At 63.7% G+C, this 20,984-nt stretch carries 18 protein-coding genes and 1 pseudogene; 9 read left to right on the forward strand and 10 right to left on the reverse strand.

The genetic code is table 11. From position 1 onward, the window contains the following. Positions 1-39: 39 nt before the first annotated feature. The 4 genes from ACVMB0_RS12330 to ACVMB0_RS12345 all read left to right on the forward strand — a co-directional run bounded on the left by ACVMB0_RS12330 (position 40) and on the right by ACVMB0_RS12345 (position 3,970). Positions 40-549 carry a 2-hydroxycarboxylate transporter family protein gene (locus ACVMB0_RS12330; RefSeq protein ID WP_461346392.1) on the forward strand — a complete coding sequence of 170 codons (510 nt, stop codon included), beginning with the start codon at positions 40-42 and terminating at the stop codon, positions 547-549. Continuing rightward, positions 533-1,363: a 2-hydroxycarboxylate transporter family protein gene (locus ACVMB0_RS12335; protein ID WP_461346393.1), complete on the forward strand. Its 831-nt coding sequence runs from the start codon at positions 533-535 to the stop codon at positions 1,361-1,363. The genes ACVMB0_RS12330 and ACVMB0_RS12335 overlap by 17 nt, the downstream gene beginning before the upstream one ends. 39 nt (positions 1,364-1,402) lie before the next feature. After that, the gene (locus ACVMB0_RS12340) at positions 1,403-2,626 is read left to right on the forward strand and encodes a mannonate dehydratase (RefSeq protein ID WP_461346394.1); all 1,224 of its coding nucleotides are present in this window, start codon (positions 1,403-1,405) and stop codon (positions 2,624-2,626) included. A gap of 84 nt (positions 2,627-2,710) precedes the next feature. Next, positions 2,711-3,970, forward strand: coding sequence for a lipase family protein (locus tag ACVMB0_RS12345; RefSeq protein WP_461346395.1), 1,260 nt, complete (start codon positions 2,711-2,713; stop codon positions 3,968-3,970). A 284-nt stretch (positions 3,971-4,254) separates the two neighbouring features. Here ACVMB0_RS12345 and ACVMB0_RS12350 read toward each other — a convergent pair whose 3' ends face one another. From ACVMB0_RS12350 to ACVMB0_RS12360, 3 genes are all read right to left on the reverse strand, one after another. Continuing rightward, positions 4,255-5,058 carry a hypothetical protein gene (locus ACVMB0_RS12350; protein ID WP_461346396.1) on the reverse strand — a complete coding sequence of 268 codons (804 nt, stop codon included), beginning with the start codon at positions 5,056-5,058 and terminating at the stop codon, positions 4,255-4,257. Further along, a complete protein-coding gene (locus ACVMB0_RS12355) occupies positions 5,039-6,517 on the reverse strand; it encodes an AAA family ATPase (protein ID WP_461346397.1) in 1,479 nt (492 codons plus the stop codon). Before ACVMB0_RS12355 ends, ACVMB0_RS12350 begins: the two co-directional genes overlap by 20 nt. An 811-nt stretch (positions 6,518-7,328) precedes the next feature. Further along, positions 7,329-8,972: a hypothetical protein gene (locus tag ACVMB0_RS12360; RefSeq protein ID WP_461346398.1), complete on the reverse strand. Its 1,644-nt coding sequence runs from the start codon at positions 8,970-8,972 to the stop codon at positions 7,329-7,331. Between the two features lie 737 nt (positions 8,973-9,709). Here ACVMB0_RS12360 and ACVMB0_RS12365 point away from each other — a divergent pair. Together ACVMB0_RS12365 and ACVMB0_RS12370 are read left to right on the forward strand one after the other, a co-directional pair. Further along, positions 9,710-9,919 (forward strand): hypervirulence associated TUDOR domain-containing protein, encoded by a 210-nt coding sequence (locus ACVMB0_RS12365; protein ID WP_456750512.1) that lies wholly within the window; start codon positions 9,710-9,712, stop codon positions 9,917-9,919. A gap of 11 nt (positions 9,920-9,930) precedes the next feature. Next, positions 9,931-10,479 carry a DUF488 domain-containing protein gene (locus ACVMB0_RS12370; protein ID WP_461346399.1) on the forward strand — a complete coding sequence of 183 codons (549 nt, stop codon included), beginning with the start codon at positions 9,931-9,933 and terminating at the stop codon, positions 10,477-10,479. A 37-nt stretch (positions 10,480-10,516) separates the two neighbouring features. Here the strand turns inward: ACVMB0_RS12370 and ACVMB0_RS12375 are convergent, their stop codons facing one another. The 4 genes from ACVMB0_RS12375 to ACVMB0_RS12390 form a co-directional block, all read right to left on the reverse strand. Further along, positions 10,517-10,978 (reverse strand): hypothetical protein, encoded by a 462-nt coding sequence (locus tag ACVMB0_RS12375; protein WP_461346400.1) that lies wholly within the window; start codon positions 10,976-10,978, stop codon positions 10,517-10,519. After that, on the reverse strand, positions 10,947-11,468 hold the full coding sequence (locus ACVMB0_RS12380; protein ID WP_461346401.1) for a hypothetical protein: 522 nt from the start codon (positions 11,466-11,468) through the stop codon (positions 10,947-10,949). Before ACVMB0_RS12380 ends, ACVMB0_RS12375 begins: the two co-directional genes overlap by 32 nt. A 475-nt stretch (positions 11,469-11,943) precedes the next feature. Continuing rightward, positions 11,944-13,098: a caspase family protein gene (locus tag ACVMB0_RS12385; RefSeq protein ID WP_461346402.1), complete on the reverse strand. Its 1,155-nt coding sequence runs from the start codon at positions 13,096-13,098 to the stop codon at positions 11,944-11,946. Positions 13,099-13,171: 73 nt separating this feature from the next. Next, complete coding sequence (locus ACVMB0_RS12390; RefSeq protein ID WP_456750509.1) at positions 13,172-14,404, reverse strand: hypothetical protein; 1,233 nt, start codon at positions 14,402-14,404, stop codon at positions 13,172-13,174. 207 nt (positions 14,405-14,611) lie between these two features. Between ACVMB0_RS12390 and glf the strand changes: the two genes are divergently transcribed. Further along, positions 14,612-15,820 carry a UDP-galactopyranose mutase gene (gene glf / locus ACVMB0_RS12395; RefSeq protein WP_461346403.1) on the forward strand — a complete coding sequence of 403 codons (1,209 nt, stop codon included), beginning with the start codon at positions 14,612-14,614 and terminating at the stop codon, positions 15,818-15,820. Positions 15,821-15,886: 66 nt separating this feature from the next. Continuing rightward, the gene (locus ACVMB0_RS12400; protein WP_461346404.1) at positions 15,887-17,158 is read left to right on the forward strand and encodes a serine hydrolase domain-containing protein; all 1,272 of its coding nucleotides are present in this window, start codon (positions 15,887-15,889) and stop codon (positions 17,156-17,158) included. Between the two features lie 101 nt (positions 17,159-17,259). On the opposite strand, the gene ACVMB0_RS12405 is transcribed toward ACVMB0_RS12400, so the two are convergent. After that, entirely contained in the window at positions 17,260-17,547 is a 288-nt protein-coding gene (locus ACVMB0_RS12405; protein ID WP_456750506.1) for a hypothetical protein, read from the reverse strand. 440 nt (positions 17,548-17,987) lie between these two features. Here ACVMB0_RS12405 and ACVMB0_RS12410 point away from each other — a divergent pair. After that, positions 17,988-19,290: pseudogene (locus ACVMB0_RS12410) on the forward strand (PQQ-dependent sugar dehydrogenase). A gap of 14 nt (positions 19,291-19,304) precedes the next feature. Here ACVMB0_RS12410 and ACVMB0_RS12415 read toward each other — a convergent pair. Continuing rightward, positions 19,305-20,159, reverse strand: a complete 855-nt coding sequence (locus ACVMB0_RS12415) for an alpha/beta fold hydrolase (RefSeq protein ID WP_461346405.1) — start codon at positions 20,157-20,159, stop codon at positions 19,305-19,307. Positions 20,160-20,198: 39 nt separating this feature from the next. Continuing rightward, the gene (locus ACVMB0_RS12420; RefSeq protein WP_461346406.1) at positions 20,199-20,903 is read right to left on the reverse strand and encodes an alpha/beta fold hydrolase; all 705 of its coding nucleotides are present in this window, start codon (positions 20,901-20,903) and stop codon (positions 20,199-20,201) included. Between the last annotated feature and the right edge of the window lie 81 nt (positions 20,904-20,984).

Here is a 20,984-nt window from a genome sequence, read left to right on the forward strand (position 1 = left end):
CGCCGCGCCACAAACGAACGATAAACAGTGGAGGGACCCTTGGTAGACACGACGTATCGCCCGGCTGAGGTGCCGGAAACAGCCGCTCCGACGAGGCTCGCCGCGCTCAAGATCGGCCCGTTGCCGATCGGCATCTACGTTGCTGCGATGGCCGTCTGTGCTGCTGCCGTCTATTTCAAAAAGCTGCCGAATGATGTGATCGGCGGACTGTCGGTGCTGATGCTGCTCGGCTTTCTGCTCGGCAAGGTGGGCCAGACAATACCCGTCCTGAAGCAAATCGGTGGTACTGCGATTCTCTGTCTGTTCGTTCCAGCAGCCTTGGTGAGCTACGGTCTGATGCCGGATGAAGCCCTGAAGGCAATCACGACCACGTTTCGCACCGCCAATTTTCAATATTTCTTCATTGCCTGCCTCGTCGCGGGCTCGATTCTCGGCATGCCCTATCGTGTGCTGGTTCAAGGCTTTATCCTCATGTTCGTCCCGCTCCTGATCGGGACAATTGCCGCCGTGTCCGCCGGCATCGTAGTGGGAATTGCTGTTTGGCTATAGCCCGAAAGACACCTTCTTCTTCATCATCATTCCGATCGTCGGTGGCGGCCTTGCCGAAGGCGTGTTGCCGCTGTCCATTGCGTACTCGGAGATTTTGCAGCGGCCACAGGCTGACCTCGTCGCGCACATGGTGCCGGCGGCGCTGCTCGGCAACGTGGTTGCGATCGTCTGCGCCGGACTGCTCGCGCGTCTTGGCGAAACGCGCCGCGATCTCAATGGCCAGGGTATGCTGGTCAAAACCGGAGACGGCGACATTCTCGGCGAGGCGCGGCCAGACCGTCCGATCGATCTCGGGCTGCTTGGTGCCGGAATCGTGCTGTCGTGCGCGTTGTTCGTACTCGGCATGACCTTGGCACCCTTCACGGGCATTCCTGGCCCCATCATGATGATCATCGCTGCGGTGGCACTGAAGCTGACCAAGATATTGCCGACCGAGATGGAGCTCGGCGCTTATCAGATCAACAAGTTCATGTCGACGAACCTGACCTTCGCCATCCTGGTTGCGATGGGAGCATTGCTGGTCAAATGGGAGCAGCTCGTCGCCTCGTTCAACCTTGGCTACGTCATGATCTGCACGGCCACGGTGCTGGCGATGATCTCGTCAGGATTTTACGTCGGCAGGTGGCTGAACATGTATCCCATCGAGGCCGCCATCGTGACGGCCTGCCACTCGGGCCTCGGCGGCACCGGCGATGTTGCCATTCTCGGTGCTGCCGATCGCATGGGGTTGATGGCCTTCGCCCAGATCGCCACCCGCGTCGGCGGCGCGATCATGATCGTGGTCGCAACGCTGTTGCTGAAATCGCTTTCTTGATGGCCGCGCGGCCGACTTGCCGCGCTGAAGGAGTAACGGATGGACAGGCGAGATTTTGCCAAGGCTCTGCTGGCCGGAGCCGCAGGCGCCGCGGTGTCGGTTCCTGCCATTGCGGTGCCAGGGGCAAGCAACGGGGCGGTCCCTCCGCTGCCGGTGCGTGTCAACGACAAGATCAGGCTGGGTGGCCAGCGCAACTTCGACAAGGGGCCGGTGACGTCGCGCCAGAACATGCAATGGCATCAGCGCTGGGGCATTCGATATCTCGACATCTCGCTGGAAACAAAGAGCGCGGCTCCCGACGTTTTCGGAAACGATGCGCCCAATGAAGCGGCTGTGGCGCGCGCCGAGGCGCTCGGCACCGGTATGGGAGGCGCCCGGCTTCAGCCGACCACGCGGTGGAGTCTCGAAGGCATGATGCGCATTCAGGACAATCTGCAAAAGAACGATCTAACCTGGGAAAGCGTCCGGATGGATTCGGCGTACATCGCCATGACGCCGGGTCCGGAACGCGACCGCTACTTGGATCTGATTTGCGAGAACGTCCGCACTGCCGGTCGCGCCGGTGTCAAGATCATCAGCTACCACTGGAATCTCACTCCTATCCGCCGCAATCAGAAGGTCCCCGGCCGCGGCGGCTCGGAATATCATGCGTTCAAGCTGGAGGACAATTGGCGCGAGCTGCCGCCGACACCCGCGGGTCGTGTGTCCTCCGATGACTATTGGGAGCGCCTGCAAACCTGGGCGTCGCGCGTTATTCCGGTCGCGATCGAAAGCGGCGTCAAGATGGCCTGCCATCCCTACGATCCGGGCGGCCTGCCGCTGGGCTATCTCGGCGTCGACAGCTTTGATGCCGCCGATTACGCGGCTGCGCTGCTGAAATACGAGAAGCTCTACGACTCTCCGAACAACGGCTTCCAGTACGACACCGGTGTCTCACGCGAATCGATGCCGGCCGGTGATGACCAGTTCGCGCTTCTGTACGGCTTGCTGGAGAGAAAGAAGGTTCACCAGATCCATTTCCGCAATGTACGCGGCGGTCAAAACAACTTCGTCGAGGTCTACCACGACGAGGGCGACGTGAACCTGTTCAACATCATTCGCCTGCTCCGCGACACCGGCTGGGAAGGCTCCTTGCTCGCTGATCATAGCCCCTATCACCCCGATGATCCCGGCTACGTGATGGGCTTCGCGTTCGCGAATGGCTACATTCTCGGCCTTCTCCGTGCGGCACACGAAGAGGCCGTCAGGACCGCCGCCCGATAAGGAGCCGACAATTGCGTGGGCCAAGGCAGGTGAAAAAACTCCAGGTCCCAAGGGACCGAATACTCAATATCGTGAGGTGCGGAATTGAAGTCAGCCATAACGATCGCCATCCTTGCGGTGCTGGGACTCTCTCAGGCGCATGCGGGAAGCTCCACATTGCCGATCGGTCCGCAATGGGGCGATCGGGACCTGTCTCCCTTCTATCGTTGGACCGAAGCGCTGCCGTCGCGCCCCGGCGTGATGCTGCGCGAGGAGCCGATGCCGGCCCAACCGGAAATCGCGAAAGCGTCTCTTGCTGTTCGCATTCTCTACAGTTCGACCGACCTTCGCTGGCACGCTGGAATCGTACCCGTGAGTGGAACGCTCTATCTGCCCGCCGGAGAGCCCCCCGCCGGAGGCTGGCCCTTGGTCGCCTGGGCGCACGGTACGCTGGGCATTGCGGATAGCTGCGCGCCTTCCTGGACCGGGCACAAGCCGCGCGACGCCACATACATCGAGAAATGGCTGGAGAGCGGCTTCGCTGTCGTCGCCACGGACTATCAGGGTCTCGGCGGGCCAGGACCGCATCCTTATCTCATATGGGCGGCGGAAGGGCGTTCCGTGCTCGACGCCGTCCGTGCCGCGCTTGCTGCACATGCCGACAAGATTGCGGCGAAGGTCTTCATCAGCGGCCAGTCGCAGGGGTCGGGCGCGGCTTTGGGCGCGACGACCGTCGCACCGAGCTATGCCCCCGATGTGCCGTTGCTCGCCACCGTCGCCACGGGCCTGGTGTCGACCTTTCCCGACGGCCCTTACCGGCCGGCGCAGCCTTTCAAGGTCGGCTCGCCGATTTACCTCACGCTCATGATGCTCGGCGGCTCGCTTCCCGATGAGGCGTCCCCCGTCGACAAGCTTGTGGCGGAGAAAGGAAGACTGGTGCTGCGCGCGGCACGAGAGAGCTGTACAGGCGAGATGCGTGCGATCGCAAAGAAGGAAGGCATCACGGCGGACAACGCCTATGTTGAACCGATTGCGAAGGTTGAGGCGAGCTTTCCGTCGCCGACGGACATGAGGCCGGTGCGCCTGCCGGTGCCTGTTCTGCTTGGCACGGGTCTCGCTGATTCCGTGCTGCCGCCGATCCGGCAATATGCCGCCGTGGCTGCCTTGTGCTCGGCTGGCAATGACGTGATGTGGAAGACTTATGCCGGCGTCACCCACAATGGCACCGTGAACGCTGCTTTCCCGGATGCTGTTGCGTTTCTCAACGAGGTGCTTGCGGGTCGCAAGCGGCAGGGCAATTGCGCGGGCATCGCCGAGCCAGGGCTTCCGACTGATCCGGCACAGGGCATACCTTTCAATGACTGACTGCAGTCCGCGCCGGGTTGAGCAACCTTGACACGAAATTCTCGAGGCGAGGTTCAAGCAGTCGTTTTCGTGTGGTTGGCTCGAAAAATTCCTTATCTTTCACGGGGGAGCGAGTGGCACTTTCCGCCATGATGCCGCCGCTCACGCCACCTTAGCAAGACAAACAGAGGTTCCCGTGTTGGTGGTTGCGTGTGATTCCCTCCCTGGGCACCACGTTTCGCCCTGGCGGGCTCCGCGCGGCGGAGCCGTGCAGATCACAGCGGTGAAGCGGCGGACTTAGCGTCCTACCGATAGTCCTTGTTGTCGATCACCTTGCCGTCCTTGCCGCCGCCGGCGTCGGTCGGCATGCATTCGACCTGCACGAGGTCGGGATAGAGCTCCCAGGTTCGCACCAGGAATTTCCTGCGGATACCGTAGGAGGTGATGACGCAGCGGTTCAAGACCGGGCTGACGGCCGCGGCGACGTAGCCGGGATAGAACAGCGAACCATGATGCAGCACGCTCCAGATCTCGTTGAACCAGGTCGCGCGCACCCGGAAGGTCACGGTGTTCTGCTCGGTGCAGGGCAGCGTCTCGCAACCGTAGACCTCGTGGACTTCCTGGCCTTCGGTCTGCGAACTGGAGAGATTCTGCGAGTTGGAAAGATAGAGCTGCTCGTCGTGCTGCACCGTGGCGAGGTACCAGGGCAAGGTCACGGCGACCGTCGCCGCGCCGTAGACGAGATAGCAGACGGCGATCGTTGCGAGGATCATGATTCCGCCGCGCGCCTTGCTGAATTCCGGATCGCCATAGGCGTCCTTGGCGTAGACGCAGCGCGCCCACAGCGCGCGGTAGCCGGCGAACGCCCAGCGCAGGAAGCGGTAGATTCGCCAGGTCACCGGCGCGATCAGCTGCAGGTAGATCCAGCCGCAGGAGCGGACGAACTGCGACCAGAACCGGCCGAGCATAGTCAATTCGCGGTGCGCGCGCCCGAGATCGGACTGGTCGTAGGACTTCTTGGCCTCATAGGCCTTGGTCTTGAAGTCGGACAGCGTCTTGTCGATGCCGTGCAGCAACGCATCAGCGTCGTTATGCGGCTTTTCGGTCATGGGCGATCCAGTTCGACGTGAAATTGCGGCTCGCGGCATCGAAGCCGATGTCGAGCGTCCCGCTGAAGGCGGCATCCGCCATCGTCTTCTCGACGATCATGGCCTCGATGCGCTTGATGCGCCCGGGCAGGCCGCGGGCTCCGATCTCGGGCGAATAGGTCTTGTCGCAGAACTCGCGCAACTGGGCCTCGGGGAAACGAACCTCGATCGATTGCGCCGCATAGAAGGCGTTGATGCGCGAGATCTCGCGGAACACGATCTTCTCGATCGTCTCCATGTTGAGCTTGTGGAACAGGATGATGTTCTCGCGTCCCTCGAAGCGGTTCAGGAATTCGGTCCGGAACGACTTCTTGAGGTCGCGGATGGTGAGCTCATAGGCCTCCTCCTGGGTCAGATCGCCGGGACCGGTGCCGACCCGCAGCGCATGGTCCGCGCCGATATTGGTGGTCATCGGCATCACGACGTCGCCGAACTCGACCTTGCGGCCCAGATTGTCGCGGCAGCGGCCGTCGTCGAGGATGTTGAGGCAGATGTTGAAGATGTCGGGGTGAGCCTTTTCGATCTCGTCCCACAGCATGACCTGATACGGATTGGCCCGCACCGAGTTGGTCATCTCGCCGCCGGCCGCGAAGCCGTCATAGCCCGGAGGCGCGCCGATCAGCTTGGTGACGTCGTTCTTCTCCATGAACTCGCCCATGTCGTAGCGGTTCAGCGCCTTGTCGGTGTCGAACAGCGCCTCCGCCAATCCCTTGGAGACCTCGGTCTTGCCGACGCCGCTGGCGCCGCAGAACAGGAACGGCAGCGGCTTGTCGGTGCGCCGGCCGCGCCGCCAGACCTTGACCGCACGATCGACATGATCGAGCACCGCGTCCTGGCCGAACACGCGCCGCTTCAGCGAGCCGTGCAGATTGAGCAGCTTGACGGCGTCGTTCTGCTTCAGCTTGGAGGCGTCGATGCCGGAGATCAGCGAAAACTCGTCGATCACCATGTCTGCGGTAAACAGCAGCCGATCGTTGATCTCCTTGGTGACGGCCTTGTATTTCACCCGGTTCTCGTCGACGGCCGTCTGGGTCCGCGCGATCTCGCCGCGCAGCTGGAGAATTTCGGGCGTCGCATAGCCGGACGCCCTGGCGATCAGGTCGAAGTCGGCATCGCCGGCGGAGGCCTTGCCCGCGGGTTCGTCGAGGTGCCGCTTCTTCTCCTCTTCCTCGAGGGTGCGCAGCTGGGCCTCCATGTGCGCGATCGACTTCTCGCCCTCGCGTTGCGCCGCGTAATAGCCCTTGATCCTGGCCTGGTGTTCGGCGAATTCGGCCTTGTGGCGGGCGATGGCCGCGCGCACGGTGGCGGCCTTTTCTTCGTTTCCTGAAGCCGATCCGCCGGCCGTGAGGCGCGCGAGCTCGGCCTCCAGCTCCGCGAGCAGCGGCGGCGTCGAATGCGCCCGCAACAGATAGCGCGCCATGCCGCGGTCGAGCAGGGGTGCGGGTGCGCGCGGGCTGCGCCGCGGTGAGGCCGGTGTCGAGCGAACGGTACTTGCTCGACATGTCGATCGCCGCCCTGACCGCCGCCGGATCGATCCGGACCCCGTAATTCTCCTCGAGGTCCTTGGCGCCGTGCAGCGCGATCTCCTCCAGTTCGGCGCCGACCGGCTCGGTCAGGTCCATCAGCGTGAAGTGATCGCGGAAGTCGGAATGACATTTGAGGACCTGGGTCAGGTCGGCCTCGCGCACCTCGAGGAAGACCTGCGTCTTCTTCGCCTTCACCATCGCGGTCAACGCGTTGACGATGTGCATCAGCCCGCTGTTGCGCAGCGCGTCGATCAGGTCGAGCGTATCCTCGACGATCAGGACGCTGTCGGGCGTGCGGTTCAACCTCGCGAAGATGGTCTTGAACTGCTTGACGATGGCGTCGTTGTCGCCGAGGCCGAACAGGCCGTCGGTGTCGAGCCAGAACAGCCGCTTGTTGACGATGTCGAACGGCGCGTCGGGGTCGGCCTTGCGCGCCTGCAGCGCCTGCGCCAGGGTGGTGATGCCGACGCCGCTCGGACCGGACACGATCACGCTGTTGGCCTCCATCCGCGTCAGGATGGTGCACAGTTCCTCGAACTTGTCCGCGCAGCCAACCAGCTTGAAGTTCTTGCGCTCGGCGAGCTTCTCGCTTCCGGTGATCAGGAAGTTGTCGGCCATTGGGATGTCCATCGGTCAGGCTTGCACATCAAGGAGGCTTGCACATCAAGAAGGCCGGACCGGCGCTACCGGTCCGGCAGGCGGGCCTCAGATCCGCCCGAACGTGATCTCCTTGTCGTCGACCGGTTTCGGCGTCGCGGCAGCGGCCGGCGCGCCGGCATCCTTGGCGTCCATGCCGATGCTCTCCTGCAGCCGCGCCCGGACGGTCGCGGTGACGTCGCTGAGCTCTCCGAGCCGGCTCTGGATGTTGGAGAGCCCGTCTTCCCGCAGCTTGTTGGCGGCCTGCAGCGATTCGGCGATGTTCGACATCGACTCGACCTTCTCCATGATCCGCTTGGATGCCTCGTCGACCTGCAGCGCCTGGCGGATGACCTCCTTGTTGGCGACGTCGTCGGTCACCGCATTCATCGCCCGCATCGAATCGCGCACGCTCTCCGAGGCCTCGTTAAGCGCCGAGTTGTTGAGCGCCTGGATGGTGGTGTTCAGGCTGGTGGCGATGCTCGCGATGCCGTCGCTGGAGAGCTCGCGCAGGTTGACGTTCTGCTTGCCGAGCGCGTCGTGGAAGGTGTTGGCGTCGACCGCGTCCTTTTCGAGATCGGCCACGGTCTTCTTGGTGCCGCGGCCGCTGTCCAGCAGCGCGGTGACGTGGCGCTCGAAATCGTTCTTCTTGCGCTCGCGCTCGAGGCGGGCGAGCGTATCCTCGCCGTCCTTTGCGGTCGACAGCGCCTGCACCTTCTCCTTGTTCGCGGTGCAGGCGAGATCGATGCCCTTGTCGAGGATCGCGACCACCGTGATCATCTGCGAGTTGATCTTGACCAGCTTGTCGGCTTGCCCCTCGATGCCGCCGAGCTCGTCGCGCAATTCCGAGACCGTGACCTGCGACTTGTCGATGTAGTCGAGCGCCGCCTTGATGATGCCCTCGACGCGCTTGACGTGCTCGGGGCCGGAGATGTCGAGCATCTTGCGGACCTGGTCCTTCTCGGCCTTGAACTTGCCCTGCTTGGCGTCGTGCTCGGCCTTCTCCGTGACGATCGCCTGCGCCTTGTCGCGGCAGCTCTTCAGGGCCTCGATCCCCTTGGCGATCAGCAGTTCCTTGCCGGCGATTTCGGCCTGCGCGGATTTCTTGATGCCGCCGAACAGGCCGGTCTGGGTCTTCAGCTGCGCGATGTCGCGATCGAGCTTGTCCTTGTCGGAGTTGATCTGCCGCGCTTCGGACTCGACCTGCGCGGTACGGCGCTCCCAATCGGCCTCGCGCTTGCGATCCTCCTCGATCTCCGCGAAGGTATCCAGCACGACATTGTCGCCGGCGGTGCGCAGCGTGTAGAGCGCATCGAGATTGTCGACCAGCGGCCGGATCATCTCGCGGAAATCGAGCACGCCCTTGTTCATGTCGGCGAAGGTCTGCTTCATCTTGGCGAACACGGTCGTCGACGACAGCTCGATCAGCTTGCGTTGCATCAGCGTGCGCTGCTGCGCCAGATATTCCTTGTAGCTCTCGAGCTGCTTGATCGACGCCTTGCACTCCTCGGCGAGGTCCGGCGAGAGCAGCGCTCCGATCTGGCGGCTGCGCTCTTCCGGCGCGGCATCGGGATTGAACACGATCTTGGCGACCGGATTGGCCGTGATGTCGACCGGGGCTGCCTGCGCCGCCTGCTTCGGCGCCATCCGCGCCTTGACGGCCTCATTGAGCGCGGTCGATTCGGCGAGTTTCGGGGATGCAGAGGTAGACATTGCAGTCGTCTCCTGGTCTGGCGGTTCCAAAAGGGAGCCGCATGGGCAGCGCGGGCGTGAACGCCGCGCTGCGCGAAAAAATCGTCCTTAGGCAGCTAACATGAGAAATCCGGCCGATGCGGAAACTAGATGCAGCTCTTCAGCCGCACAACCATAGGGAGGCCCAATTCGAGCGGTTAACCAAACCAAGTCGCGACATTGTTTACGCATCGTTCTGCGGTTGCTGAGTGTTTCAGCCCGGAAGGAAGCTCATTGATTCATTTCGCTGGCTGATTTGTCCGCTTCGCGCCCTGTCCGGTTCGATTGAATCTTCGCGGGCCGGTCCTGAACTGATCATGGGTTGATCTGAGGCACACTTTGCGTTGGTCACCCAGGAGATGCGCTCTCGCCTTGTCGCCCGCAAGGGTCGACAGCGATTTGAAGTGAAGTCGGCGTGGCGCGCGGAAGCCGCGCGCCCAGAGCCTAAATATTTGAAACAGCTTCGGAAATGACCTCTTTATCCGGCTTTCGTCGACCGGTTGTCGACGCGAGAAAATCGCAGCGAGTTCAATGATATGCGGGTTCGAGATTTTATTTTGAATGGCGCATCATCGATGTCACGGCCGCCGTTTGGCGACAGGCGCGAGGGGCAGGAACCTGCATCGGATCCGCCGATTGTCGGGAAGCCAGATATGTCGGGGCGGTTAGGTTGGCCCGCCACGGCGGCCGGCATGCTCGATCAAGCTGGAGCGTACGACATGGCCAGGAGATTCAAGGTCGGCGATCACGTCGGATGGAATTCCGAGGCCGGCCGGGTCTCGGGCACCATCATCGCGGTTCACACCAGCGATTTCGATTACAAGGGTCACACGCATCGTGCCTCGGAGGCCGAGCCGCAATACGAGATCAAGAGCGACAAGACCGATCACGTCGCGGCCCATAAGGGCAGCGCTCTCCGACATGTGTAGCCGAGGGCGGCGTGGCGCTTCCGTTCTTCACGATCGGCCATTCCAACCGCGATCTTGAGGATTTCGTTGCGCTCCTCACCGAGGCCGAGATCGACCGTGTCGTCGACATCAGGACGGTGCCGAGGTCGCGAACCAATCCGCAGTTCAACAAGGACACGCTGCCCAAGCCGCTGGCCGCCGCGGGCATTTCGTATGAGCATTTGGCCGATCTTGGCGGGCTCCGCGGCAAGGCGCGCAGCGTGCCATCGTCCGTCAACGGCTTCTGGAGCAACGAGAGCTTTCACAATTATGCCGACTATGCGCTGTCCCCGCAGTTTCATGCGAGCCTGCAGCATCTGCGCGACGAGGGCCACCGGCAACGCTGCGCGATGATGTGCTCGGAAGCGGTGTGGTGGCGCTGCCACCGCCGCATCGTCGCGGATTATCTCATCGCGTCAGGAGAAACCGTCATCCACATCATGGGGGAAGGGCGCCTGGAGCCCGCCCGCCTGACCGAAGGCGCCGTCGTGCAGAGCGACGGCACCGTGGTCTATCCGGCAACGGGTGAACTGGGTTTTTGAGGGGATGGCGAAGCTTGCGATCGCCCCTTCGTGCGGACTAAGGTCTCTTTCCAAACGTTCTGGCCCAGCCGGGTGAGCTCTCGATCGTGTACTTTCTGATCTTATTTTCAGATTTCGCGCACATCATCTGCGTTTGATTGACGGGTTCTTCCACCCAGAGAACCTGCTTCGACTGCCGAGCAATGGTGATGGTCGTCTTGAAGCACCCAAACGAACCGTCATCGCCAGCAACAATCTCGCTTGAAGACCACTTCTTGATTTCATACGCGTATGGAGTGTCCATTCTTCCAATTTGCAATGCTCCGATGGCTTGCGCAGAAGTCAGCCAACACTCCTTTCGGTCTTTGAAGCAGCCGATGCTGTACGTGTTGTTTGGATATCCGATGCCTTCTCCGGATAGCGTGCCCGAAACAGTTACCGTATCGGCGGTCTCATAGTAGAGCTTGTCTGCGAAGACAATATCCATTTCACCAGCGCTTTTGTGCTTGCCCAGAAGCACGTATGCCGTACCTCCGGCGCCACTCGCACAGCCGATGATCAAGCCAATCAGGAAGAAAAGCCACCTCATGCGAAAATCCGCGCGACCTCTGTTCGCTAACTTCCTCCACGAACCAACAGCTAGGCTTGTCATGGAGGGTTGCTCTGTCGCCAGTCAAGCGTTCTCGTTCGTCGCCGATTGCTCGAATTGCAATCCGCGCCATAGTGGCGGCGTCCGAAAATTCTTTGCATAACGCGTTGGCATAATTGATCTTGAAATTTACGTCGGTGTAGAAATTGCGCTCCGTCGGTTGGGGGACTGGATTTTTCTGAAGCTTGTAACGATCTTCCTTGAGCATCTCTTTGGTGAGGTGGATGGGATGGGCGGAGTAGTTTACCGCTCGAAGAGCATTTGCGAGGCTGTCGCATATGGTCTCCATATTGACGCCCATCGGGCCAACAATTCCAAAAACTAACTCTGGCAAATGGCTTACTTTTTGCGTATCGGGCATTAGGAACTCAATTTTAACGGTTGAATTAGATTGTAACAGTGCGAAGTTCAGTGTTTACTGATTCGTGCTTCTACCGGGAGGAGAAGATGGCCAAAGTATCAATCCGGAAAGAAGATCTTGCTCGTGTACTACAGGTCGCTGAACGGACTGCACGGCGAACCAATGAGCGAGTCGTGGTTGCCCACGATCGTGTTGAGCTTCAGGCCGAGGAGCCCATCGAAGAACCATCGGGCTCTCAACGAACCCAAGGCTTAAATTTGCTTTGATTTCTCGGCCCAAGGGGCAGTTTGATTGCCTTGCTCTTGAGTCCTCGTCTTCGACGACAGTCGTGGTTCTTGTCAGAATTACTATAACCTTCCTGGTGGTTTAGGAGTTCATTCAATACAACCACGAGAGGAATGGATTGTCGAGGTTTGAATTGGAACTCGCCGCCGCTTTGCGTCGACCAGCCTGAAAACGATACCGTACAAAGTCCTCACTCCACGCTGCGTTTCCAGTAGCCCGTGCCGAGCTTGCCGGTGATCGCGGCAATGCTGTCGCGGACTTCATAGGAGCCGGCGTCGCTGTAGTTCCTCAGTCCCTTCAACGCATGCAGCGTCCAGCGGCCGTTGACGAAGGTGACGGTGCCTTCGTGGGCTTGTGCCGAGCGGAACGGCTCGGCGTGGAATTTGTAGGTGCCGTCGGCGATGATCTGCCATATCCAGCGTGACTGCCCGCGGCCGCTCGCCACCATGATCTCCCAGGTGCCGACGAGTGCTGGATCGATGGCGCCGACCGGGGTCGCCGGTGGTGGCGGCAACGCGGCGGCCACGGCGGCTGGCGCGGCGTTCGCCTGTTTCGCCGTCTCGGCCGGCGGCGCGCCCGCCAGATAGATCGCCTTGCGCGACAGCGAGCCGTACACGAACGGCTGCTGCTCGTTGCGGGTCGCCTCCATCACGTCGTCGCGGACGTTGCGGAACATGAAGGTGACCTCGACGCCCGGCGTCTCGATGTTGCGCAACAGCGCCGCGGCGAACGGGCTGTTGCGGCCGTCGCCGTCGAGCGCGGTGGTGCCGTCGCGTGCGGCATAGGCGACCAGCACGTTGCCGACCGGCTCGATGCGGCCGAGCCCGCTGGTTGTCGCCGCACGCATCGCGAGCGAGCGGCTCATCTTCGCCGCGAACGGATTGTTGCGGCAGGCATCGAGGATGACGAGGCCGAGACTTCCGGTGCTCGAGACCTGCAGCATCACGCTCTGCAGGCTGATCGCTTCATTGGCGGCATCGGTGTCGCGCTTCAGCTCGGCATCGACCGGGATCAGCCAGTTGTCGCCGTTGATCTCCATGCCGTGGCCGGCGAAATATACCGCGGCCATGTCGGCGCCGGCGGCATTGTGCCCGAACGCGATCAGGCCGCGCCGCATCTCGTCGAAGCTGCCATTGGTGATCAGCGTCACCGCGAAGCCGAGGCGCTTCAGCGCCGCGGCGATGTCGCCGGCATCGGTCGGTGGATTCGATAGCGCCGGCACGCTTTTGTAGGCGCCGTTGCCGATCACCAGCGCCACCCGCTTTCCGTCGGCCGCCGCCGGTGCGGCAAGGCCCGCGAGCGCCGCGACAACAGTCAGTCCCGAAACGAACGCGCGGCGGTTCATGCTGGACCCGATCGGAGGTGACCGGCACAGGGTATCGCAGCCGGCGCGCCGCGGCCATGGAAATGGCTGGCGGTCAGGCCGCCTGCTTCGGGGTCCAGACGCCGGCCGGCACCGGCTCGGCCGGCAGCAGATTGGCGCCGGCGGCACCCGCGATCGACATCGTGATCTCGTGGATGTCCTGCACCGAGCGCTGCATCGAGAAGCGCGGATAGAGTTCGCGCATCGTGGTCGCGGTCGCCGCCTGCGCGCTTGCGGGATCGGTCAGCACGGCCTCGACGGCGGCGGCGATGCTCGTCGTCTCCCGACCGAAGCTGTAGGGCGCGAGATGCGGCATCTCCCTGGTCGAGAAGCGGTTGGCGTCGAACACCGGCACGGTGCCGGCGCCGAGCGCGAAGAACACCCGATCGTGCACCGACCCGTCGATATTGGGATTGAGCGAGACCGCGCCGAGATAGCTGCCAAGGCCTTCGCGCATCGCATCGAAGGTCATGGCGCCGAGCACGCGGGCCGGACGGCCGCTGACGTCGAGATCGCTCCAGCCGCCGCCGATGAAGTCGACCGGATAGTCGGCGAGCACCGCACCGACCTCGCGGGTGCGCACGCCCCTGGTGTAGTTGTCGAGCCGGGTCAGGATCACATTGAACAGGTCGCCGCCCGGCTTCAGATAGACCAGATGCTGCGCGGCGACGTCGACGATGATCCTGGGAAACGCGCCGCAGGTCTTGCCTTGCGCCTCGGCGATCGCGTCGAACAGCAACGCGAACAGCTTTGGCGGCATGGTCTTGCGCCAGCTGCGCTCGAGCGCAACCGGATTCCAGCCCGACTTGGCGAAGATCAGCCGGCCGTTGCGCTGCTCCGGCGGCAGGCCGCCGAAGAAGCCGGGGTCGGGAATGCCCATATGGGTCGCGAACACGCTGCCGTTTGCGCCGAGGTGATCGCGGTTGAACGCCGCGTGGTCCGGGAACACGTAGCCATGTGCGGCATAGCGGCTCTCGAGCCCGTGACGCTTGGCGAAATAGCAGGGATGGTCGCAGAACCAGGTGAAAACGGGGATCTGCGCGACGTCCCAGAACAGCCGGCCGTCCTTGGTATGGATGTCGAGCCCGATGCCGGAGAAGCCGAGCGCCATGGTCTCGGCCTTCCGCGGCAGCAGCGCATTGAGCCGGGCCGAGAAATCCGGCGCCAGCAGATCGAGCATCTTGACCTCGTGCCCGAGCCGGTCGAGCTCGGCAGCGGCCATCGCGAGGATGCCGCGCAGCGAATCATAGGTGGTGTTGCTGGAATACAGGACGCAGATCACGGACATGAGGTCCTCGCGCAAAATGCTGTCGCTCGGCGCGCGGGCAAATCCGGTCGCTTCGCATGCTGTCAGTTCAACGGCCGAGCCGCCGGTTCCGGGCACGGAATTATCGTGGCCTTAACCAAATTCTTCGCCGGAAGTCGGCTCCAGCGCCGTTGAAGCTCCGTCGGGATGTCGCGGCGGGCTATCGCCCGGGCCCGCGTTGGGGGCCAGATGCAGCTTGAAAGCTTTGACGTCGTCGTGGTGGGCGCGGGCTTCTTCGGCGCCGTGATCGCCGAGCAGGTGGCGAACAAGCTCGGCCGCAGCGTCTGCGTCCTCGACCGTCGGCCGCATATCGGCGGCAACGCCTATTCGGAAGTCGATTCCGACAGCGGCGTCGAGGTGCACCGCTACGGCACCCATATCTTCCACACCAATTCCGAGACGGTCTGGCGCTATCTGCAGCGCTTTACCTATTTCACCGACTACCGCCACCGCGTCTTCACGGTGGCGAACGGCCGCGTCTATTCGATGCCGATCAACCTTGCGACGGTGTGCGCCGCGTTCGGCCGCATCATGACGCCGGACCAGGCGCGGGCGGTGATCGCGGCGGAGGCGGCGGCGCATGGCGCGACCGGGATCGGCAATCTCGAGGACAAGGCGATCGCCTCGGTCGGCCGCACGCTCTACGATCTGTTGATCCGCGGCTATACGCAGAAGCAGTGGCAGACCGATCCGCGCGAGCTCTCCGCCGACATCATCGGCCGCCTGCCGGTCCGTCTCACCTTCGACGATCGCTACTTCGCCGACCGCTACGAGGGCATGCCGGTCGACGGCTACACCGCGATCTTCCGCCGGATGCTGGAGCATCCCAGGATCGCCGTCGAGCTCGGCGTCGACTATTTCGATGTCGCCGACCGCATCAACCCGCGGCAGCTCGTGATCTATACCGGGCCGATCGACCGCTTCTTCGGCTATGCAAGCGGCCATCTCGGCTGGCGCACCGTCGACTTCGCGCGCGAGGTGCACGACGTCGCCGATTTCCAGGGCGCTGCCGTCATCAACTATGCCGACGCCGAGGTGCCGTTCACAAGGATTCACGAGTTCAGGCACCTGCACCCGGAACGCGCGCATGCCGGGGCGCGGACCACGATCTACCGGGAATATTCCCGCTTCGCCGGCCGCAACGACGAGCCGTATTATCCGATCAACACCGCCGCCGACCGCGCCATGCTCGCCTCCTATCACGCCATGACGGCGGCGCACCCGAACGTCATCTTCGGCGGCCGACTCGGCTCCTACAAATATCTCGACATGCACCAGGCGATCGGCGCCGCGCTGAAGACGTTCGAGCACGAGGTCGAGCCGGCCCTCGCCCGCGGAGGCATGCAGCCCGGCGACGCGGCCGCGCGCAGCCACGCCTTGTCGGCTTTGTCGGCGTGATCTAATCCTGCCGGAAGCGGGCAGCGAATTGCATAACCATCGCCCGCGGTCTCCGGTGAGGAAACAATGCGACCAATCGTCATTGCCGCGGCTGCCGCCGCCACTTGTTTTTCGTTCAACATCGCTCGCGCGGCGCCGCCGCTGCCGGAAGCATCCGCGCATCAGGTTGGCTTTTCGGACCAGGGGCTGGCGCGGCTCGACGACTTCTTCGCGCGCGAGATCGCGGCCAAGCGGGTGCCCGGCGCGGTGGTGGCGATCGCGCGTGACGGCAAGCTCGTGCACTACAAGGCCTATGGCCAGCTCGACCCGGTCAAGGGCACGCCGATGCCGATCGACGCGGTGTTCGCGTTGGCGTCGATGACCAAGCCGATGGCGGCGGTCGCGGGGCTCACGTTGATGGAGCAGGGCCGGTTGCCGTTGCAGGCCAAGGTCGCCGAGTACTATCCGGCGTTTGCCGACATGAAGGTCGGCGTGCAGCAGGCCGACGGATCGCTCAAGATGGAGCCGCAGGCGCAGCCGATCTTCATCCACGATCTCTATCGCCACACCTCCGGCCTGATGTATGGCGGCCGGCCCGACAGTTCGAGCGCGCTGGCGCGGCTCTATCCCGACGGCACGGCGCCTGCAGTCGAGGGCGATACCCAGGCCTTCATCGATCGCATCACCCAGCTGCCGCTGGTGCATCAGCCCGGCACCGAATTCGAGTACGGCTTCTCGATCGACGTGCTCGGTGCGGTGGTCGAGAAGGTGTCCGGCCAGCGTCTCGGGGACTATCTCGCAGCCAACGTCTGGAAGCCGCTCGGCATGACGGACGCGACATTCCACCCGGCCGATGCCCAGCGCGCCCGGCTGGCGCGCCCCTTCCCCAACGATCCGCTCACCGGCAAGCCGCAGGCGATCAAGCTGCTCGACACGCCGACCAAATTCGACTGCGGCGGCGCCTGCTCGTTCGCCACCGTCGGCGACTATCTGCGGTTCGGGCAGATGCTGCTGAATGGCGGCGAGCTCAACGGCAAGCGCATCCTCAGCCCGAGCACCGTGCGCCTGATGACGTCGAACCATCTCGGGCCCGAGATCAAGAACAACGTCGCTGCGGTCGAGCCGCATCGCGCAGGCTTCGGCTTCGGCCTCGCGGTCGCGGTGCGGACCAGCGAGGGCCTGTCGTCGGTGCCCGGCGATCCCGGCGAGTTCACCTGGAACGGCGCCTATGGCACGCAGTTTGTTTGCGATCCGAAGGAGCGCCTCGTCGTGGTGGTGGGAACCGCAGCGCCCGGCGAGCTGCGCAAATATTATCGTGAGACCGTGCAGGACATCGTCTACGGCGCGATGGTGAAGTGAAAGCGTCCTGAGCGGCGTAATCGTCAGCAATGACGGCCGAGTGAGGAACAGCAAAAGGCCCGCCGCTCAATCCGAGCGGCGGGCCTTCACATTTGCGTGGGCTACCACTGCCGGTAGACGCCGGTCAGCGTGCCGTTGTTGTTCCCTTCAGGGCCGACGTCCCCCTGCGTCGAGCTCGGCGTCGGATGGTTGGTGCCATTCATCGCGCCATACCAGCCCGGTTGAACCTGATTGTACATCACCTGTGGCTCGTAGGTCTGATAGCGCGGGCCGCCATAGTACCGCGGGCCGGGGTTCCCGTAAGGATAGTAGCCTTGCGCGAACGCACCTGCCGTCGTTGCGATCAGCGACGCCGCGGCCAGAGCCATGATCTTGGTGTTCCGTTGCATTCTTACACTCCTTGCTGGTGTCGCGACCAACGGATGCCGCGGACCGGCGTTCCTGATCTGCCATGCGGCTGACGAAGGTGAATTTGCGCGGAGGTGGGATCAGGATTTGGTGAGGGGGCTTGCGTTCCGCGGGCCGCGCCGTCGCTCTGCCCGGTAGAATGCGTAGCAGGCCCGCTATGCTTTTCCGGCTATAACGTGCCGCGGCGGGCTGCGCCCGCGGGCCTGGAAAGCCGGGCGCTTCGGAAAAGGAAGCCCGCCGACCGGGGCGGGCAAGGTCTCAGGGAGGAAAACGCTCTGACAAGGGAGCGTGCGGTCAGTCTCCCCGATTCGGGTGCGGCTGCGAAGATCGTATAACTACTGTCATCAGGGCCGGCATTATGCCAATGCTGCTTGCCGGCCGACAACGCGCAAGCACAAAGCGCGACCAAGAGGGGAAGTACATGAGCACGTCTGGAGTTTTTGCCCGCGTCGTCGCGGCGATCGGGGCCGGCGCCGTGGCGTGGCGGCGGATGCAGGGCGCACAGCCCGCGCCCGCCTGGGGCAGCGCGCCGCAGATTCCGGCGGCGAAGTCGCAGGGCGGGATCCCGACGCTGAAGATGCCGACGGCGCGCGGCTGGGACAAGGGCCAGCTTCCGACCACAGCACCCGGACTCAAGGTTAACGCGTTTGCGTCAGGGCTCGATCATCCGCGCTGGATCAACGTGCTGCCGAACGGCGATGTGCTGATCGCCGAGGCGACGCAGATCGCGGGCACCCCGCGCAGCGTCTTCCATTATGCGATGCAGGCGACGATGCGCCGCGCCGCAGCGCTCGGCGTCAGCGCCAACCGCATCACGCTGCTGCGCGATCGCGACGGTGACGGTGTCGCCGAAAGCCGCGGTGCCTTCATGGAAGGATTGCGCCAGCCGTTCGGCATGGCGCTGATCGGCGATACCTTCTATGTCGGCAACACCGACGGCGTGGTGGCATTTCCCTACGCCGCGGGCCGCCGATCGCATCACCGCGGAGGGACGTAAGCTCGTCACCTTCAAGCCCGACGGGCACTGGACGCGCAGCCTGCTGCCGAGCGCCGACGGCAAGAAGCTCTATGCCGGCGTCGGCTCGCTCAGCAACATCGCGGAGAACGGCATGGAGGTCGAGCAAGGCCGTGCCGCGATCTATGAGCTCGATCTCGCCGCCGGCACCAGCCGCATCTTCGCCGGCGGCCTGCGCAATCCGGTCGGGCTCGCATGGGAGCCGAACACCAATGTGCTGTGGACCGTCGTCAACGAGCGCGACGGCATCGGCGACGAGACGCCGCCGGATTATCTGACCTCGGTGCGCGACGGCGGCTTCTACGGCTGGCCCTATTGCTACTGGGGGCAGACGGTCGATGACCGCGTGCCGCAGGATCCGGCGATGGTCGCCAGGGCGATCCAGCCGGACTACGCGCTCGGCGGCCACACTGCTTCGCTCGGCCTGTGCTGGATGCCCAGGGGCACGCTGCCCGGCTTCCCCGACGGCATGGTGATCGGCCAGCACGGCTCGTGGAATCGCTCGACGCTGTCGGGCTACAAGGTGGTGTTCGTGCCGTTCGAGAACGGCCGTCCGTCAGGGCCGGCGCGCGATATCCTGTCGGGCTTCCTCGCACCCGATGAGAAGGTGTCGTACGGCCGTCCGGTCGGCGTCGCACTCGGCCCGGACGGATCGCTGCTGGTCGCCGACGATGTCGGCAACGTGATCTGGCGCGTCACGGGCGCGTAGCGGCGCGAGGTGACTCAGCGGCTCAGGAATTCGCGGATACTCTGCGCGATTTCCGCCGCGTGCGTCTCCAGCGCGAAGTGGCCGGTGTCGAAGAACTTGACGACGGCGTTCGGATTGTCGCGCTTGAACGCTTCCGCCCCCGGCGGCAGGAAGAATGGATCGTTCTTGCCCCACACCGCGAGGAATGGCGGCTGGTGGGTACGGAAGTAGGACTGGAAGGCCGGATAGAGCGCGACGTTGCTCTTGTAGTCGCCGAACAGATCGAGCTGCACGTCATGCGCGCCGGGCCGCGCCATGTAGTAATTGTCGAGGTTCTGTCCGTCCGGCGACACCGCCTGCGGATCCGAGGTGCCGTGGGTGTACTGCCAGCGCGTGGTCTCCGGCGTCAGGAAGGCGCGCAGCGCATCGCGGTTCACCTGCGACGGGTCCTGCCAATAGGCCTTGATCGGGCTCCAGCCGTCGCTGAGGCCTTCTTCATAGGCGTTGCCGTTCTGCGAGATGATCGCGGCGATCCGCTCCGGATGCTTGAGCGCGAGACGGAATCCGGTCGGCGCGCCGTAGTCGAACACATAGACCGCGTAGCGGTCGAAGCCGATCACCTCGGTGAAGCGATCGATCACGCCGGCGATGCGGTCGAAGGTGTAGCTGAACGCGTCCCGCGGCGGCATGTCGGACAGGCCGAAGCCGGGCAAGTCCGGCGCCACGATGTGGAATTTGTCCGCGAGAAGCGGAATCAGATCGCGGAACATGTGTCCCGCGGTCGGGAAGCCGTGCAGCAGCAGCAGTTTCGGCGCGCCGGGTGAGCCGGCTTCGCGATAGAACACCTTGACGCCGTCGACATCGGCGGTGCGATACATGATCTCGGACATCTGTCACTCCCTGTGGCCGTGATGTGGTGGGATTTGGAATTACGACTTGCTCTGCGCGGAAACCGCGCTGACCGCTTCCCGGATGATGTCGGTGACGAGCGTCGGCGCCGTGACGATCGGCGTGTGATCGACCGGATGTGAACGCACGACAGCCTGCATCCGCGCCGCCATGCTGCGCTGGGTCTCGGGCGCGATCATCCGGTCCTCTTCGGCAACCAGGAACCAGCTCGGGACGTCCTTCCAGAGCGGACGGCCGACCGGCACGGTGATGCAGGCGGGGGAGATCGGCCGCTGCACGGCGGCGAGCACCGCGAGCTCCTCGGCGCGCGCGCCTTGCGCGAAGGCCGATGCGAAGGCGGACTCGGGCAGCCAGATCAGGCCGTTGGCATCGGGTGCGAGCTTCGGCGCGAACGGATGCGGCGGTGCGCGGTAGAATACGTCGGCGACGGTCTCGCCCTGGTCTGGCGCCAGCGCCGCGACATAGACCAGCGCCCTGACGCGTGGTGCGCGGCTCTCGGCGATCACGGCGCCGGCATAGGCATGGCCGGCCAGCACGACCGGTCCCTCGACGCGGTCGAGCGTGCGATTCAGCGCAGCGACATCGTCGGCGAGCGAGGTCAGCGGCAGTGGCGCTGCCACCGCGGTGATGCCTTCGGCGTCGAGCGCCGTGATCACCCGCGCCCAACTCGAGCCGTCGGCCCACGCGCCGTGGGCAAGCACCACGCTGACATCCTTGTTCGACATCGTCCGCTCCTCGGCTCTATTGTAACCAGTATAATTGTATTTGACAGGTTACTAGACTCATGATCCAGTGTGCGTAACTTG

It is taken from the genome of Bradyrhizobium sp. USDA 4451 (assembly GCF_054822585.1).

Coding starts and splice junctions, on each gene's coding strand:
- ACVMB0_RS12385 (WP_461346402.1), bottom strand. CDS start 13,098: ATGAACCGCCGCGCGTTCGTTTCGGGACTGACTGTTGTCGCGGCGCTC.
- ACVMB0_RS12380 (WP_461346401.1), bottom strand. CDS start 11,468: ATGCCCGATACGCAAAAAGTAAGCCATTTGCCAGAGTTAGTTTTTGGA.
- ACVMB0_RS12400 (WP_461346404.1), top strand. CDS start 15,887: ATGCGACCAATCGTCATTGCCGCGGCTGCCGCCGCCACTTGTTTTTCG.
- ACVMB0_RS12355 (WP_461346397.1), bottom strand. CDS start 6,517: ATGGCGCGCTATCTGTTGCGGGCGCATTCGACGCCGCCGCTGCTCGCG.
- ACVMB0_RS12360 (WP_461346398.1), bottom strand. CDS start 8,972: ATGTCTACCTCTGCATCCCCGAAACTCGCCGAATCGACCGCGCTCAAT.
- glf (WP_461346403.1), top strand. CDS start 14,612: ATGCAGCTTGAAAGCTTTGACGTCGTCGTGGTGGGCGCGGGCTTCTTC.
- ACVMB0_RS12405 (WP_456750506.1), bottom strand. CDS start 17,547: ATGCAACGGAACACCAAGATCATGGCTCTGGCCGCGGCGTCGCTGATC.
- ACVMB0_RS12350 (WP_461346396.1), bottom strand. CDS start 5,058: ATGACCGAAAAGCCGCATAACGACGCTGATGCGTTGCTGCACGGCATC.
- ACVMB0_RS12365 (WP_456750512.1), top strand. CDS start 9,710: ATGGCCAGGAGATTCAAGGTCGGCGATCACGTCGGATGGAATTCCGAG.
- ACVMB0_RS12340 (WP_461346394.1), top strand. CDS start 1,403: ATGGACAGGCGAGATTTTGCCAAGGCTCTGCTGGCCGGAGCCGCAGGC.
- ACVMB0_RS12420 (WP_461346406.1), bottom strand. CDS start 20,903: ATGTCGAACAAGGATGTCAGCGTGGTGCTTGCCCACGGCGCGTGGGCC.
- ACVMB0_RS12390 (WP_456750509.1), bottom strand. CDS start 14,404: ATGTCCGTGATCTGCGTCCTGTATTCCAGCAACACCACCTATGATTCG.
- ACVMB0_RS12415 (WP_461346405.1), bottom strand. CDS start 20,159: ATGTCCGAGATCATGTATCGCACCGCCGATGTCGACGGCGTCAAGGTG.